This is a genomic window from Pseudomonas sp. gcc21 (assembly GCF_012844345.1).
Lineage (GTDB): Bacteria > Pseudomonadota > Gammaproteobacteria > Pseudomonadales > Pseudomonadaceae > Halopseudomonas.
The window spans coordinates 1,400,470-1,416,063 of the sequence record NZ_CP051625.1; the positions used below are offsets into that span (position 1 = coordinate 1,400,470).

Genomic DNA, 15,594 nt, shown 5'->3' on the forward strand with positions numbered 1-15,594 from the left:
GCATGGATATCGAAGGCGCCGATGCATTGGTCAGGGTCACGCTGCAATCGTTGCTGGATGCCCGACGGCATTGCCAGGCGCTGCCGCTGTTCAGCCGGCCGATGCGTACCAGCCGCCAGACCGGTCGCCAATATTCGCGACTTCGTGGCCGCGGAATGGATTTCGACCAGGTGCGGGCGTATCAGCCCGGCGACGATATACGCACCATTGACTGGCGCGTTACCGCACGGACGCAGAAGGTGCATACCAAGGTCTTCAACGAAGAGCGGGAACGGCCGGTCTTCATCATCTGTGAACAAAGCAGCCGCCTCTATCTCGGCAGCCGGCATTGTCTCAAGTCCGTATTGGGAGCCGACGCCTGCGCGCTGATTGCCTGGACCGCACTGTCGCACAACGACCGGGTCGGCGGCATGGTTTTCACCGCCGACGCCTGCCATGAAGTTCGCCCGCGGCGCAGTCGCCAGGCCATCCTGCAGCTCTTTCGCCTGTTGCTCCAGGCCAACCAGCGCATACCTGAAACACTCGAGATGCACAGCGAAGCCACCGCCGAGCCGCTGGATATGGCGCTGCGTCACAGCCGGGAGATTATTCGGCCCGGTAGCATTCTGTATCTGCTGTGTGATCACAGCGCCATCGACACCATGAACCAGTCCCTGCTGGCGCCCCTCGCTGCACATAACGATATCGTTCTGCTGCCGCTATTCGATCCGCTGGATGCCGATTTGCCCAAAGCCGGCATTCTGGACTTCATCCAGGGCCAGCAACGCTTCAGCCTGGATACCGAAAACGCTGCGGTGCGTAGCGCCTGGCAACAGCAATTCATTGATCAACAGCACGCCTGGCAGCGACTGGCCAGGCGCCTGCGCTGTGGTTTGAGCATGCTCGACAGCTCGCTGTCGGCAGTCGATCAACTGAGCGTCATGCTTGGTAGCCATGCCGGGCGTGCCCACCGCCGATGAGTAGCGCATTGAGAGACGCGCTGATCCATCCAGCGCCGCCCCCGCCGGTTCCCTGGTGGCCGCCGGCCCCCGGCTGGTGGATAGTGTTGGGGGTGTCGCTGCTGCTGCTTGTCGCTCTGCCGCGGATACTCCGCAGCGTTCAGCGACGGAGGCTTGAACGGACCCGGATCACGCAGGCGCTGCATGGGTTATCCGACTCACTACCCGACCGGGAATGGCTGGCAGCAGCCAACAAGACCCTCAAGCAATTGCTCAAGCGTCAGGGCAAGGACCATGCGACCCGCCTGTTCGGTGACGCCTGGCTCGACTACCTGTGCGCCACGTACCCAAAACCTGAGCGCAAGGTGCTCGCGCCTCTGGCCGCCGATTTGTATCGCCCGGATATAACGCTCTCAAGCGGCCAGCGCCGCGACCTCGAGCATGAGCTGAAACGCTGGCTGCGACACAACCATGTTTGAATTCGGCTGGCCTCTGATATTCCTGCTGCTACCGCTGCCCTGGCTGGTGCGGCGCTTCGCCCCGCCGGCGCAGAATCGTCCGGCCGCGCTGCAGGTGGCGTTCATGTCCCGGTTGCAGGCCGTTCAGCCTGAACCAGCCGAGCCCGGCGTGCGCCGCACCCCCTGGGTGTTCTTGCTGATATGGCTGTTGTTGTTGAGCGCGGCAGCCCGGCCCCAGCTGCTCGGAGACCCGTTACCCATGGAGGTCACCGGCCGCGACATGATGCTGGCAATCGACCTGTCTGGCAGCATGGAATTTCGTGACATGCAGTTTGATGGCGACGAGGTAGACCGGCTAAGCCTGGTGAAACAGGTGGTGGGGCAGTTTATTGATCGCCGTCACGGAGACCGTATGGGCCTGATCCTGTTCGGGTCCCAGGCGTTTGTGCAGGCGCCGCTCACGCATGACCGCAACAGCGTCAGGAAATGGCTTGACGAGGCCTTTATCGGGTTAGCCGGCCGCCAGACCGCAATCGGCGATGCCATAGGGCTGGCCATCAAGCGGCTGGAGCAACAGCCAGCCGAGCGCCGCGTGTTATTGCTGATAACCGATGGCGCCAATAACGCGGGCCGCATCAGCGCCGTTCAGGCTGCCAGACTGGCAGCTGAACGGCAGATCCGCATATTTACCATAGGCATTGGCGCCGAGACGCAGCAGCCGCCAGCTAACACCAGCGCATGGCTCACGCCCGAGCGCGACCCATCTGTCGAGCTGGACGAAGGCACCCTCAAGGAAATCGCCCTGCTTACCGGCGGCGAATACTTCCGCGCCCGCGACAGCGAAAGCTTTGAAGCGATCAACCAGCAGCTGGACCGGTTGGAGCCCGCATTGCACGAAGGCCGGACCCAGCGCCAGAGCCTGCCCTTGTACCCCTGGCCGCTGGGCATCGCCCTGCTCCTCAGCATGGCACTAACCGGCTGGTATCGGAGGTCAAATGTGGCTTGAATCGCTTGCCGGCTTCAGTTTCACCCGGCCCGTATGGCTGCTTGCACTGCTGCCGGCGCTGGCACTGTGCTGGTTGGCCTTTCAGCACGCCTATCGGGGCTCGGGCTGGGAATCCGTGCTACCCGCGCATCTGCAGCGCCCACTGTTGCGACGGGGATCCGGCGGCACTCACCGCAGCCGGTATCTGCTGCTAGGGGGCTGCTGGGTGATGGCCATACTCGCATTGGCGGGTCCGTCCAGGGAAGTCACCATGGCGTCGACTCCCCAGGCCCAGCCCAGCGTGATGATCGTGCTCGACGTGTCGCACAACATGCTTGCAGATGACCTGCGGCCTACCCGGCTTACCCGTGCCAAGCGCAAGATACGCGACATCCTCGCCATGCCTGATGGTTATCAGGTAGGGCTGATAGCCTATGCCGGAAGCGCACATACCGTCACGCCCCTGAGCAATGACCCTGCCACCCTCACCAGCCTGCTGGAGGCCCTGGAACCGGCTATCATGCCATCGTCCGGGCGCGACCTGGATCAGGCCCTGCAACTGGCGCGAGCCAGCATCAGCGACCTGCCACGTAGTACCCGGGTGTTGTTACTTACCAGCGGCGCCAATGACACGGAACTGGCGGCACTGGGCCAACACGCCGAGGCCCTCGGCGAGCAACTCGCAGTGCTGGGTGCAGGCACCCTCGAGGGCGCGCCCGTTGCATTGGAGCAAGGCGGATTCATGCGTGATGATCAGGGCCGTATAGTGCTGCCCCGGCTCAATGCTCGAGCGCTGGCCGGTACGGTCCGTCGGCACGGGGCAAGCTACCAGAGCATGACGCTGGATAACCGCGACCTGCTGCGCCTGCTAGCCGCACCGCGCCCTGCCAGCCAGGCCGGTAATGGGCAACCGGGCAAAGCGCTCCAGGACTACGGCGTCTGGCTGGCGCTGCTATTGCTGCCACTGGCCGCACTCGGCGCCCGCCGGGGCTGGCTGGGTCTGCTGCTCTGCGCTGTTTTGCTACCGGTGCCAGCCGAGGCTGACTGGGCTGACTATTGGCAGCGTCCCGACCAGCAGGGCGTCGCCTTGCTTGAGCAGAACAAACCAGACGCTGCAGCGGCGCAATTTGAAGATCCCGCCTGGCGTGCCTGGGCGTGGTATCAGGCCGGTGACTATCCACAGGCAGCCGAGGCCTACGCAGAACAGTTGAACAAGCAGCCCGATGACGCCGACAGCCATTTCAATTATGGTACCGCCCTGGCCATGAGCGGACGTTATCCCGAGGCGCTGGAAGCCTTTGAACAGGCGCTGACCCGCGCCCCGGACCACCATCCTGCACGTCACAACCGCGACAGAATCGAGGCGCTGCTCGAAGAACAACAGCGCCAACAGGCAGAGCAGGACACGGCCAGCGAAGCCGAAAACAACTCCCCTGGCGATCCCACCGGGCCTGCCTCCAGCCAGTCTGAACCCAGCGAAACCCCGCAGCCCTCGCCCGCAGAGACTCGTAACGATGAACACCTGCAAAATGGCCAGCCCGAATCGGCCCTCAGCGATGAAGGTGAAACAGGCACGCGGCCTGATGCTCAACAAGGCCAGTCGGGGAGTACGCCGCAGGGTGCTCTAACTGATAATGGCGCGCCTGGCGCAGCCAGCACCCCGACGAACAACCCGGACGGGATGCACGATGAGCAACAACAGGCACTTGATCAGTGGCTGGAAGCAATCCCCGACGAACCTGCCGAATTACTGCGGCGCAAGTTCCTGTATCAATATCAGCAGCGTAAGGAAGCGCAGCCATGAAATCTCTACTGTTACTGCTTGTCCTGCTGATGTTGCCCACCTGGGCGCACGCCGCGTTGCTCGCCAGCGTTGATCGCACCCGTCTGGTCGAGGGCGATACGCTGGAGCTGACGCTCGAAACGCCGCAGGCCAGCCGGTTCACACGCCCGGATTTCAGCCCACTGGAGGAACATTTCCGCATTCAGAGCACCCGGCAGCTGAACCTGGTCAGCCAGACCAACGGCGCTGCCCAGCGCACGACCCGATGGGTGGTGACCCTGGTACCCAAGCGCACCGGCTATGTTGCGATACCGCCGCTCAGCCTGGGCGACCTTAGAAGCGAACCGATCGGTCTGCAGATACTGACCGCCGCGCAGGCAGCCCAGGACTCCGTGGCGCAGCTGGCACCCATATTCATTGACAGCGAAGTCGACGTTGAAAACCCCTATGTCCAGGCTCAGGTGCTGCTGACGCTCAGGGTTTACCATTCAGTCTCGCTATACGATGACTCGACCCTGAGTGGCCTGGAGATCCCCGACGCCCGCGTAGAGACGCTCGGTTCTGCCCAACAGTCGGAACAGTTAATCAACGGCGTTCGCCACGGGGTCATTGAGGTCCGCTACGCTATCTATCCCCAGCAAAGCGGCACGCTGGAGATACCCTCGCAATTGTTCAGCGCCACCACGCTGCAACCGGTGGATCCCTCCGCCCGGTTCTCGGCACGCACCGGGCGGCTGGTGCAGGTGCGCTCGCCAAGCATACTGCTGAACGTCCGGCCTGTGCCTGACGGCTACCCATCCGGAGCGCCCTGGATTCCAGCCAGCGAACTCACGCTTTCCCAACATTGGCAGCCGGACCCGGGCGCGGACCTCATAACAGGGGAACCCCTTACCCGCACGCTGACTGTGGAAGCCCAGGGATTGAGTGCCAGCCAGTTGCCGATTCTGCTTAGCCTGGTGCCCGGCACGGAGCAGCATCTGCGTCAATATACCGATCAGCCCAAGCTGGAAAACCACACCCGCGCCGATGGTATTCGCGGCATCCGCCAGGACAGCGCTGCGCTGGTAGCCCAGGCTGAAGGCGTATTCCAGGTCCCTGAGCTGGAAGTGCACTGGTGGGACACGACACAAGACCGTCTACGTACCGAGCGGCTGGACAGCGTTACCCTGAATGTGAGCGGGCTGGACAACGTTGCCCAGTCAATCAACGAGCCGGGGCTTGCAGACACAGGCGGGGAAACGGGTGCTGCGGTCTGGCCCTGGCAACTTGCCAGCCTGCTGCTCAGCATCGCCCTGAGTGTATGTCTGTTGCTGCTCTACCGGGCGCGGCGTGCCCTGCGTGAGGGCGACATGATTGAAGAGGAAGAAATCCTTGGCGAAGAGCATCAGGGTAATCCTCTCGGCGATTTGCAAATCGCCTGCCGCGCCAACCACCCCGCCGAAGCCCGCAAGGCCCTTGAGGCGTGGGCAAGACAACAGCACAGCGAAGGGCTGATAGCCCTGACTCATCATAATCAGGAGCTTGCCGACGCGTTGGACGAGCTCAACGCCTGCCTGTTCAGCCAGACCGAAAGTCCCTGGCGCGGCAAACCGCTCTGGCGCGCAGTGCGCATGACCATCCAGAGCCGCCAGCGCGCAGCAGAAGCGCCGGCTGATCCGCTCGGCACGCTTTACCCTGACGTTTAGCCACTCGTCCCCTACCGGGAACCGCCCCTCCGCCAGGGCTTCTATAAATGAAGCCCACGCAAGCCCCATCAGGGCGCGCACTCAGGAGGACCGATGAAGATCAAGCTCAAACCCTTGAACGAACAGGTTATCGTGGTGACCGGCGCTTCCAGCGGTATCGGCCTGGCAACTGCCCGGGCAGCGGCGCAAGCTGGCGCGAAACTGACGCTGGTAGCACGCAACGAGCAGGCGTTGACTGAAATCGAACGTGAACTGGCGGCCGGCGATAAGGTCATGCACGTGGTTGCCGACGTGGGCAAGCGTGAAGATCTTGAGCGCGTCGCCAGTGAGACGATCAACCGCTTCGGCGGCTTCGATACCTGGATCAATAATGCCGGCAGTTCTGTCTGGGGCCGCATGGACGAGGTCAAGGACGAAGACGTACACCGGGTGATGCAGACCAACTTCTGGGGCACCCATTACGGCTCGACTATTGCGGTCCGGCATCTGCGGAACAAGGGCGGCGCGCTTATCAATATCGGCAGCCTCGAGTCGGCTGCTGCGCTGCCGTTGCATGCAGCCTACAGCGCAAGCAAACATGCCGTAAAAGCCATGACCGACTCCCTGCGCGTGGAGCTGGCCCAGTCCGGGTCACCCGTATCCGTTACGCTGGTCCGCCCTCCGGCGATCAACACCCTTTTCAACGACCACGCAAAAAGTTATCTGAGCAGCGCGCCCACTTTCCCACCACCGGTGTATTCCCCCGAGGTAGTAGCGCGCAGCATCCTCGACGCCTGTGAACACCCCCGCCGGGATATCTACATCGGCAATTCGAAGATGTTCACCCGCATGGTGCAGCTTGCGCCCAGGCTGACGGATATGATCAATACCAACATCATCTACGATGTACTGCACAGTGGCAGACGCGACCGCCATCCACAAGGCAGCCTGCATAACGCCGACGTGCGCACTGGCGAAGCCGGACAGGCCAGTGGCGACTATCCGGGTCGTGTACATAAGTGGAGTCTTTACGCCTACGCGTCACGTCATCCGCTGGTGGTGACAGCGGTGGCCGCAGCGGCTGTTACGCTGGCAGCCGGAGTGAAGAAGAGCCGTCAAGGCCGCCACTAGTACCCTTCCCTGCGCTAAGCCCCAATGTGTTTCGCGCAAACATAAAAAAGCCGCTCCCAGGGAGCGGCTTTTTCACTGCACAATCAATTACTTACCGCGCAGCTTCTCCGGACGAATCAGGAAACGTGCCAGAGCAGGCAACAGCCAGAGGGCGCCGAACATATTCCACAGGAACATGAAGGTCAACAGAATGCCCATGTCAGCCTGGAACTTGATCGCAGAGAAGATCCAGGTCGCTACACCGATGGCCAGGGTGAAGCCGGTGAAGGTCACCGCCTTACCTGTGGTTTTCAGCGTCTCGTAATAGGCTTCCTGCAGCGGCAGACCCTGGCGCAGGTAGGTCTCCAGACGGCTGTAGATATAGATGCCGTAGTCGACACCGATACCCACACCCAATGCGATTACCGGCAGGGTTGCGACCTTCACGCCTATACCGAGGAAGGCCATCAGCGCGTTGGCCAGAACCGAGGTCAGCGCCAGGGGGATGATGATACACAGCACCGCACGGATCGAACGGAAGGTGATCAGACACATCAGGATAACCACCACGTAAACCGTGATCAGCATCTTGGTCTGTGACTTCTCGATCACCTCGTTGGTAGCTGCTTCAATACCTGCGTTACCTGCTGCCAGTTTGAATTCCAGCTGGTCAGTGTTGTATTCCTCAGCGAAGGCTTCGACCTCTGCGGTGACACGCTCAAGCGTATCGGCCTTGTGGTCGTTGAGGAACAGCATGACCGGTACCAGAGAACACGCCGAGTTGAACATGCCCGACGGCGCACGGCTGATCGCGTTGTTCAGGTTGTCCTGGTTACGCGACAGCGTTTGCCATTTCAGGCTGCCCTCGTTGTTACCCATGATCACCTGCTTGGCAACGCTTACCATCGACACGGCAGACTGCACACCTGGCAGATTCACCATGCGCCATTCCAGCTGATCGATAGCGTCCATGGTCTCGTAGGTCGAGCACATTTCCGGCGGTGTGCTGACCATGACGACCAGCACGTCCGAGCTGGTGGAATAGTTGCTGATGATGAAGTCGTTATCCAGGTTATAGCGCGAATCTGCACGCAGCTCCGGCGCGCCCGGATCAAGGTCACCGATCTCGACCTTCTGACCATGATAGATACCGAAACCGAAGGCCAGGATAGCCAGCACCACGGAAATCGGCGCAACCGTCGGGTGCGCAAACTTGGCGACAGTCAGCCAGAGTTTCTGCGGGCGCGATGCCATGTTGCGGTTGCGTTCCACAGCGCGCTTGCTGATGCCGATATAGGACATGAGCACGGGCAACAGGATCAGGTTGGTCAGAATGATAACCGCCACACCGACCGACGCAGCAATACCCAGCTCGCGAATCACTTCAATCTGGATCAGGAGCAGTGTCAGGAAGCCGACACCGTCAGACAGCAGCGCCACGATGCCCGGGATGTACAGCGACCGGAAAGCGCGACGTGCGGCAGTGGGTGCATCTTCGGCCGTCGCATACTCGATGGCCATGCCGTTGATGATCTGCACACCGTGGGAAATACCGATGGCAAATACCAGGAAAGGTACCAGAATCGAATAGGGATCCAGACCATAGCCCAGGGTGCGCAACAGACCCAGCTGCCAGACGACCGCGATGACCGAGCAAACCAGTGCCGTGAGCGAGCTTTTTACACAGCGGGTAAATATCAGCAGCAACACGAAGGTGATGGCCAGCGCTGCGGCGAAGAACATCAATACCTTGATGATGCCTTCGATCAGGTCACCGACCTTCTTCGCGAAACCAACGATATGCACGCTGATGTTCGGGTTCTCTTCCTGGAACTCGGTACGGATCTTCTCTTCAAGCTGGCGCGAGAATTCACCGTAGTCGAGGCGGATCTGCTCGCTCTGGTTTTCCGGGTTCGGGTAGGTTTCCTGCAGCGGTACTTCAATGATCGTCGACTTGAAGTTGTTCGCTACCAGGCGGCCAATCTCGCCGGACTTGAGGATGTTGGTCCGCAGTTCGTTGAGGTCGTCTTCGGTCAGATAGGCTGGACGGTTGGCCACCGGTCCACCATCGAAGCCGTATTCGGTTACTTCTGTCCAGCGTACGTTGGGCGTCCACAGCGAGCGCATGCTGGAACGATCGACACCGGGCAGGAAGAACACCTCGTCATTGATACGCTTGAGCGTCTCCATGTACTCGGTAGAGAAGATATCGCCGTCCTTGATGGCAACCGCGATACGGATCGAGTTGCCCAGATTGGCCATCTCGTCCTGGTGCTCGATCATGTTGACGATGTAGGGATGCTCGAGAGGAATCATCTTCTCGAAGCTGGTGTCCGGCTTGACCTGTGCTGCCTGATACCCCAAAAACAGGGTAACCAGTAAGAAGAACAGCAATACGACCAGCCGGTTATTGAAGATCAACCGCTCGATAAACGGAGCGGTTTCCTGATGATGTTTGGACATCCAGTTTCTCCTGGCGTGTAATTATTATTGGACCGCGGGCGTACCGGCCGCAGGAATCCTGTCAGCTGCAGAACCGTTCTGCGGCATCCCGGTCGAATCACCCTTCACTGCGCCACGCTGACCAAGCAGCAGCAGATTGCCGTTATCCAATACCGTGGCTGTTGCCAGAGCAGCCCGGTCGGGACGGCTTGCTACAGTGAAAGTGCGGCCTTGATCGTCACTGGTTACCACGAAGCCCCCAGCACCCACCACGACGACCTTGCCATCCTCGGAATAATCACCACCCGACAGGGTGGCTTCCAGCGGACCATTGTGCGGCGTCATCAGTCTGACCTCCTCCCAGGTGTCGCCGAAATCCTCGGAACGGAACATGTTGCCCCTTAGGCCCCAGGCCAGCACGACGTTCGGCTCGCCAGTACCCGTAACGCCGAACAGCGATCCGTCATAGGGCAGTTCTTCAATGGCTTCCCAGGTGTCGCCGAAGTCCGCGGAACGGAACATCATGCCGAGTTCGCCCACCATGAACAGGCCAGTCTGGGGAATTTCCGCGATGGCGTTGTAATGGAAACCGTCTTCGTTATCGATCTCGTAGGTCAGGTCATCCCAGGTCTTTCCGCCATCATCGGTGCGCAGGAACAGGCCATAGGCGCCCGCTGCGAATCCGGTGCGGGTGTCTCTGAACCAGACATCCATCAAGGGTTTTTCCAGCAGGCCGGGACCGTCAGGATCGACTTCCTGCTCAAGCTCCGGGTCGCGGTACTGAACAGTCCAGCTTTCACCGGCGTCGCTTGAATGCAGAATCAGCGAATCATGGCCTACTGCCCAGCCGTGGGTTTCGTCCACGAAATCGACAGCCGTCAACAACTGGCGGGTCGGAACCGGAGCCTGCTGCCAGCTTTCGCCTTTATCATCTGAATAGAGAATATGACCACGAGAGCCAACCGCCACCAGGCGATCGCCCGCACGATCAACGTCAAGGAGCAGCGCGGAGCTGGCCTTGGGTGTCATTACCGCTGCACTGGTTGCAGGTTCCTGCGCTTCCTGCGCTACAGCAACTGGAGCCGAAATACCGGCAAGCACGACGGAAAGGCCCAGAGCGGCCAATACCTGACGTGTTAATGATTGTTTGCCACCCTGAGCGAGCTGACCGGGAAAACCGGCCGGACGACAGGATGAAGCGCGCCGCTTAATGGGCTTACGCATACATCACTCCCCCTTATTCTTATAGGAACCCCTACCCAGATGGCAGGAGCCCTAATACTAACGGGGAATAACAAGCGGTAACAACGGCCCCTCCGTTATCTTTTGTTAATCATCCCAATGATGAGTGCTGTCTCACGCGCGGGTAAAAAACGGGTTTTGAGCAGCCACCTCAGTGAGATGGCCGGACGGGGCAAAAGCGCTCGTGGCGGTGTTATCAAGCCAAAGATTTGCTAACGACTTCATAGACATCAGCGGAAAGATCCGGCTGAGCCAGAATGCGCGACAGCTCGGCTTTCATCAAAATCTGCCGGGCTGAATCGTACTTGCGCCAGCGCGTCAGCGGCGTCAACAGTCGCGAGGCGATTTGCGGATTCAGTTCGTTGAGCACAATGATCTGATCGGCCAGGAAGCGATACCCTGCTCCATCCTTGCGGTGGAAATTGATCAGGTTCTGCGCCGCGAAGCTGCCAATCAGCGCACGCACCTTGTTCGGATTGCGCAAGGTAAAGGCAGGATGCTCCATCAGTCCTTGCACGCGCTCCAGCCCGCCAGGCAACGAGCTTGCTGCCTGCACACCGAACCATTGATCCATGACCAGCGGATAACCGCTCCAGCGCTCCGCAAACTCGGCCAGGGCTGCGGCTTTCTGCTCTTCGTGCCGGGAGTTGACCAGCGCTGACAAGGCGGCCTGGCGATCTGTCATGTTGTTTGCTTCAACAAACTGTCGAACGCAAGCTGAAAGCGCCTCGGCCGAACCGCTCTGCATGAGATAGCCCAGCAGCGTGTTCTTCAGACTGCGGCGAGCCACCGACGCGGCGTCCGGACTATAGGGGGCGCGATCATCCAGACGCTTGAACACCGTCCACATTTCCGCATTCAGCGCATCGGCCAGTTCGAAACGGACCCATTCCCGTACATGATGGATGGCGTCGATATCCGCTACCTCTGCCAGCTCCACGAGATAGGACTCCGTTGGAAGACGGATAATCTCCGCCACCATCGCCGGATCAAGCGCCTCGTTCGTCAGCACGCTGCGATAGACTTCCAGCAGGCGCTGATCCAGCAAGAGCGGCCGACCAGCCTGATGGATCTCAACCAGCCCTTGCAGAACATCCACCGCAAGACTCTGCGCCGCTTCCCAACGGTTGAACCCGTCCGGATCATGCTTGGCCAGGAATACCCGGTCGTCGCGGCTATACGGGTAGTGCATTTTCACCGGGGCCGAGAAATTGCGCAGTAGCGAGGGCAGCGGCTCGCCGGTCAGCCCTTCGAAAACAAAGGTCTGCTCCGGCTCGGTCACGGACAGCACTGTCTCGGTGCCGCGCGGCTGTTGTTCGTCAACCAGTTTCAGGTTCAACTCCTTGCCTTGCGCGTCCAGCAGTGCCATGCGAACCGGGATTACAAAGGGCGCCTTGTCTGGCTGACCCGGCGTGGGCGGACAGCTCTGGCTGAATGTCAGACTGAAGGTACCTGCGCTACTGTCATACTGGCTGCTGACCTTCAGTCGCGGCGTCCCGCCCTGGCTGTACCAGCGTTTGAACTGGGTCAGGTCTACCTGGTTGGCATCTTCCAGCGCCTTGACGAAATCATCGCAGGTCACTGCCTGGCCATCATGACGCTCGAAGTACAGGTCGGTGCCCTTGCGGAAACCCTTTTCACCCAACAGCGTATGCAGCATGCGCACGACTTCGGCGCCCTTCTCGTACACGGTCAGGGTGTAGAAGTTGGAAATCTCGATGAAGGAATCCGGGCGGACCGGGTGCGCCATCGGGCCGGCATCTTCAGCAAACTGATTGGCGCGCAGGAAGGTCACGTCCTCGATACGCTTGACTGTCGCCGAGTTCATGTCGGCGGAGAACTGCGCGTCACGAAAGACCGTGAAGCCTTCTTTCAGTGACAGCTGGAACCAGTCACGACAGGTCACGCGGTTGCCCGACCAGTTGTGAAAATATTCATGGGCAACCACCGCTTCGACACGCTGGAAGGCCATATCGGTGGCGGTATCGGCATGCGCCAGGACACAGCTGGAATTAAAGATATTCAATCCCTTGTTTTCCATCGCACCCATGTTGAAATCATTCACCGCGACAATCATGAAGATATCGAGATCATATTCGCGACCATAGGCTTGCTCATCCCAGCGCATGGAGCGCTTGAGGCTGTCCATCGCGTGATCACACTGCTCGCGGTTTTCCGACTCGACATAGATGCGCAGATCAATCTCACGGCCGCTCATGGTCGTGAAGCTGTCGCGGATCAGACATAGATCGCCGGCAACCAGGGCGAACAGATAAGCGGGCTTGGGAAAGGGATCTTCCCAGGTGATCCAGTGACGACCTCCCTCATGTTCACCCGAGGCGATGGGGTTGCCGTTGGACAGCAACACGGGGAATCCGCCGCGGTCAGCAATTACTGTAGTGGTGAACCGGCTCATCACATCAGGACGGTCCAGGTAATAGGTGATCTTGCGAAAGCCTTCCGCCTCGCACTGGGTGCAGAACATGTCGCCGGACTGGTACAGCCCTTCCAGTGCAGTATTCTCGCGCGGGTGAATGCGCGTGGTGATTGATAGCTCGAACTGCCTGCTGACTGGCTGCAACGTCAGGTTGTCCGCGGTAACCTGATAGTCGGCTTCGCCCAACTGATGATCGTCCAGCGCCACAGAAAGCAGCTCAAGCTCCTGTCCATCGAGCACGAGTTTCGGCAGATTTGCCGATGGCTTATCTTCGTTGACCCGCATCGCCAGACGGCTATGAACCAACGCATGATCATCGAACAGCTCGAAGGTCAGATGGGTTTCATCTATCCAGTAGTCGGGCTGTTGGTAATCCTTGAGATAGATTGTCTTCGGTTGTTCGGTGCGCATGCGTCTGTCCTCAATGAACCGAGAAGGCCATATTGTAGGCGGTGTATTTGCGAATATTGATGACCGCGGTATCGAGCAGGAGATACTGCCCTTTGATACCCAGCAGCGTCCCTTCCAGTACCGGCTCCTTGTCGAGATTAGCCGACTTGGGCTTTTCCACGTATTCAAGCACCGGATAGCGGATTTCCAGTTCCTCGGCGTTATCCAACGGCTGAAATGCCTGTAGGCCATAGCGCGAATGCAACGCGCCGATGCCCTCCTTCGCGCCTTCGAGCAAGGTGTCACGCAGCGCCTTGAGGTTCATCGGCTCCGGCTCGCCACGCAACAGCTTGCGCCAGTTGGTCTTGTCAGCCACCTGCTTACGCAACAGATCTTCAAGCAAACCTGAATGCTGCCTGGCCGATACGCGCATGATTGGCAAGCCCTGGCTCGCGCCCTGATCGATCCAGCGCGTCGGTAGTTGTGTGGCGCGCGTGATGCCTACCTTGGCGCCGGAGGAATTGGCCAGATAGACAATGTGATCAGTCATGCAGAACTGCTCGCCCCACGCCGGGTCGCGACAGGTGCCCAGCTCGTAATGACAGCGTTCAGGACTCATGATGCACAGATCGCATTGGGGCAGCTTGGTGAAGCAGGGGTAGCAATAGCCCTGGCTGTAACTTTTCTTGGTGCGGCGTGCACAGTGCAGGCAGTGAATATCGCCCAGCGCCTCCAGGCGAATCGTTTTACCCAGCAGCTCATTAAGCGGCAGCTTCTGTTCACCGATGGGTAACTGATAATCGACTGTCGCGGCATGACTATCGTCGAGCACGCCCAGCATCTTCTTGACTGAGCCTTCGGCTGACAAAAACGACATCAGTGCAAGGTGTCCGAGGCATTGACGAACATCGACTCAGGTACTGTTTTTTGCTCGGTTTTCTGCGATTTACAGGTCTGCGCCATGTAGCCGGTGCGCTCTTCCTCAGGCAGGTTTTCCTGCTCCCAGGCGATCATTGCCTGCATGCACAATTCTTTCTGTTCCTGAGTCAGCTTGCGGCCATCCGGCCACTTGCCGATCTCCACTGCCAGCTTGAGACTGGCGTAGACGTCCGGCGTAACCGTGCGCAACATTTCAAGGAAGTCGTTCATTTTGCCTCCGCGGGACAGATTTCAGAGCCCAGCAAACCGGCAGATCAGGGCGAGACGCAACCGGGCAACATGAGAGTATTTACCGACGGTAAATAGCCAATGTGCCGGCGTCTATGCACATGTCTTGCCGTACTGGTTTCAGTGGGTCGATGATTCAAAGCGCGTATTGTACGCTGTTCAGCGGAATCGCTGCAGTGCCCCGACCACCGCGCCCACCAGGCAGCCGGTGACCAGACCGCCGACATGAGCTGCATTGGCGATAGCGCCGAAGCCCAGCATGCTGATCAAGCCGGAAACACCCAGTGCCAGCCACGCCAGCATCAACACCACCACACCCCGGGGCAGATCGAAATGCACGCTCGGGGCGATCAGTTGATGCAGCCAGCAGTAACCGAGCAGACCGTACACAACGCCGGACATACCGCCGAACAATGCGTTACCGCTTGTCATCCACTGGGCAAAGTTTGAGGTCAGCGCAAAGAGTACGCTCAATCCAAACAACCACATGCCACCGGAGCGAATCTCTATTCGACGGCCCAGTTCCCAGAACCACAGCGCGTTGAACGCCAGATGCATGATGCTGAAGTGCAGCAACGCCGGCGTGACCAACCGCCACCACTGGCTCATGTCGATCTCGGTCGCCAGATAACCATCGGCAGCCAACGGCGTGAAAGTGAAGTGTACGATCGCTTCAGGCCGGCTACCCAGCCCGGTGAGCAGGGCGACCATACCGGTGAGAATCAGCACGGCCAGCGTAACCGGTATCAACCGCGCCCGCGCCTGCCAGCCCGGCACCTGCTTCGCAGCGGGTTCGCCTTCAACAATATCCGGTACGCCTTCCTGATATAGCTGCTGGACGACCTGACCGTCGTTTTCATCAAGCGTCCAGACGACCTGTCGACCGCCCTCCTCGGTGATGCGATGCACCACACCACGGCTACGGAGAAAGCGGGCCAGCTTGCTCAGGTCCTCATCAAGCGGACGATTCATTGCTCG

At 59.8% G+C, this 15,594-nt stretch carries 12 protein-coding genes; 6 read left to right on the plus strand and 6 right to left on the minus strand.

Annotated features, from left to right (window positions below; translation table 11 throughout):
• Nucleotides 1-2 precede the first annotated feature (2 nt).
• The 6 genes from HG264_RS06600 (at nucleotide 3) to HG264_RS06625 (ending at nucleotide 6,959) form a co-directional block, all read left to right on the plus strand.
• A complete protein-coding gene (locus HG264_RS06600) occupies nucleotides 3-959 on the plus strand; it encodes a DUF58 domain-containing protein (RefSeq protein WP_169406918.1) in 957 nt (318 codons plus the stop codon).
• Nucleotides 956-1,417 carry a DUF4381 family protein gene (locus tag HG264_RS06605; protein WP_218573048.1) on the plus strand — a complete coding sequence of 154 codons (462 nt, stop codon included), beginning with the start codon at nucleotides 956-958 and terminating at the stop codon, nucleotides 1,415-1,417. Before HG264_RS06600 ends, HG264_RS06605 begins: the two co-directional genes overlap by 4 nt.
• Nucleotides 1,410-2,402: a VWA domain-containing protein gene (locus tag HG264_RS06610; protein ID WP_169406920.1), complete on the plus strand. Its 993-nt coding sequence runs from the start codon at nucleotides 1,410-1,412 to the stop codon at nucleotides 2,400-2,402. Before HG264_RS06605 ends, HG264_RS06610 begins: the two co-directional genes overlap by 8 nt.
• Nucleotides 2,392-4,185 (plus strand): VWA domain-containing protein, encoded by a 1,794-nt coding sequence (locus tag HG264_RS06615; RefSeq protein WP_169406921.1) that lies wholly within the window; start codon nucleotides 2,392-2,394, stop codon nucleotides 4,183-4,185. The genes HG264_RS06610 and HG264_RS06615 overlap by 11 nt, the downstream gene beginning before the upstream one ends.
• A complete protein-coding gene (locus HG264_RS06620; protein WP_169406922.1) occupies nucleotides 4,182-5,849 on the plus strand; it encodes a BatD family protein in 1,668 nt (555 codons plus the stop codon). Before HG264_RS06615 ends, HG264_RS06620 begins: the two co-directional genes overlap by 4 nt.
• Before the next feature lie 93 nt (nucleotides 5,850-5,942).
• Nucleotides 5,943-6,959: an SDR family oxidoreductase gene (locus HG264_RS06625; RefSeq protein ID WP_169406923.1), complete on the plus strand. Its 1,017-nt coding sequence runs from the start codon at nucleotides 5,943-5,945 to the stop codon at nucleotides 6,957-6,959.
• Between the two features lie 87 nt (nucleotides 6,960-7,046).
• Here HG264_RS06625 and HG264_RS06630 read toward each other — a convergent pair whose 3' ends face one another.
• The 6 genes from HG264_RS06630 to HG264_RS06655 all read right to left on the minus strand — a co-directional run bounded on the left by HG264_RS06630 (nucleotide 7,047) and on the right by HG264_RS06655 (nucleotide 15,588).
• The gene (locus HG264_RS06630; protein WP_169406924.1) at nucleotides 7,047-9,401 is read right to left on the minus strand and encodes an RND family transporter; all 2,355 of its coding nucleotides are present in this window, start codon (nucleotides 9,399-9,401) and stop codon (nucleotides 7,047-7,049) included.
• Nucleotides 9,402-9,425: 24 nt separating this feature from the next.
• Nucleotides 9,426-10,604, minus strand: a complete 1,179-nt coding sequence (locus HG264_RS06635; RefSeq protein ID WP_169406925.1) for a YCF48-related protein — start codon at nucleotides 10,602-10,604, stop codon at nucleotides 9,426-9,428.
• A gap of 214 nt (nucleotides 10,605-10,818) precedes the next feature.
• Nucleotides 10,819-13,470, minus strand: coding sequence for an aminopeptidase N (gene pepN, locus HG264_RS06640; RefSeq protein WP_169406926.1), 2,652 nt, complete (start codon nucleotides 13,468-13,470; stop codon nucleotides 10,819-10,821).
• A 10-nt stretch (nucleotides 13,471-13,480) separates the two neighbouring features.
• Entirely contained in the window at nucleotides 13,481-14,326 is an 846-nt protein-coding gene (locus HG264_RS06645; RefSeq protein WP_169406927.1) for a DUF2797 domain-containing protein, read from the minus strand.
• Nucleotides 14,326-14,598 (minus strand): YeaC family protein, encoded by a 273-nt coding sequence (locus HG264_RS06650; RefSeq protein ID WP_169406928.1) that lies wholly within the window; start codon nucleotides 14,596-14,598, stop codon nucleotides 14,326-14,328. The genes HG264_RS06645 and HG264_RS06650 overlap by 1 nt, the downstream gene beginning before the upstream one ends.
• A 177-nt stretch (nucleotides 14,599-14,775) precedes the next feature.
• On the minus strand, nucleotides 14,776-15,588 hold the full coding sequence (locus HG264_RS06655) for a rhomboid family intramembrane serine protease (protein WP_256663799.1): 813 nt from the start codon (nucleotides 15,586-15,588) through the stop codon (nucleotides 14,776-14,778).
• Nucleotides 15,589-15,594: the final 6 nt, after the last annotated feature.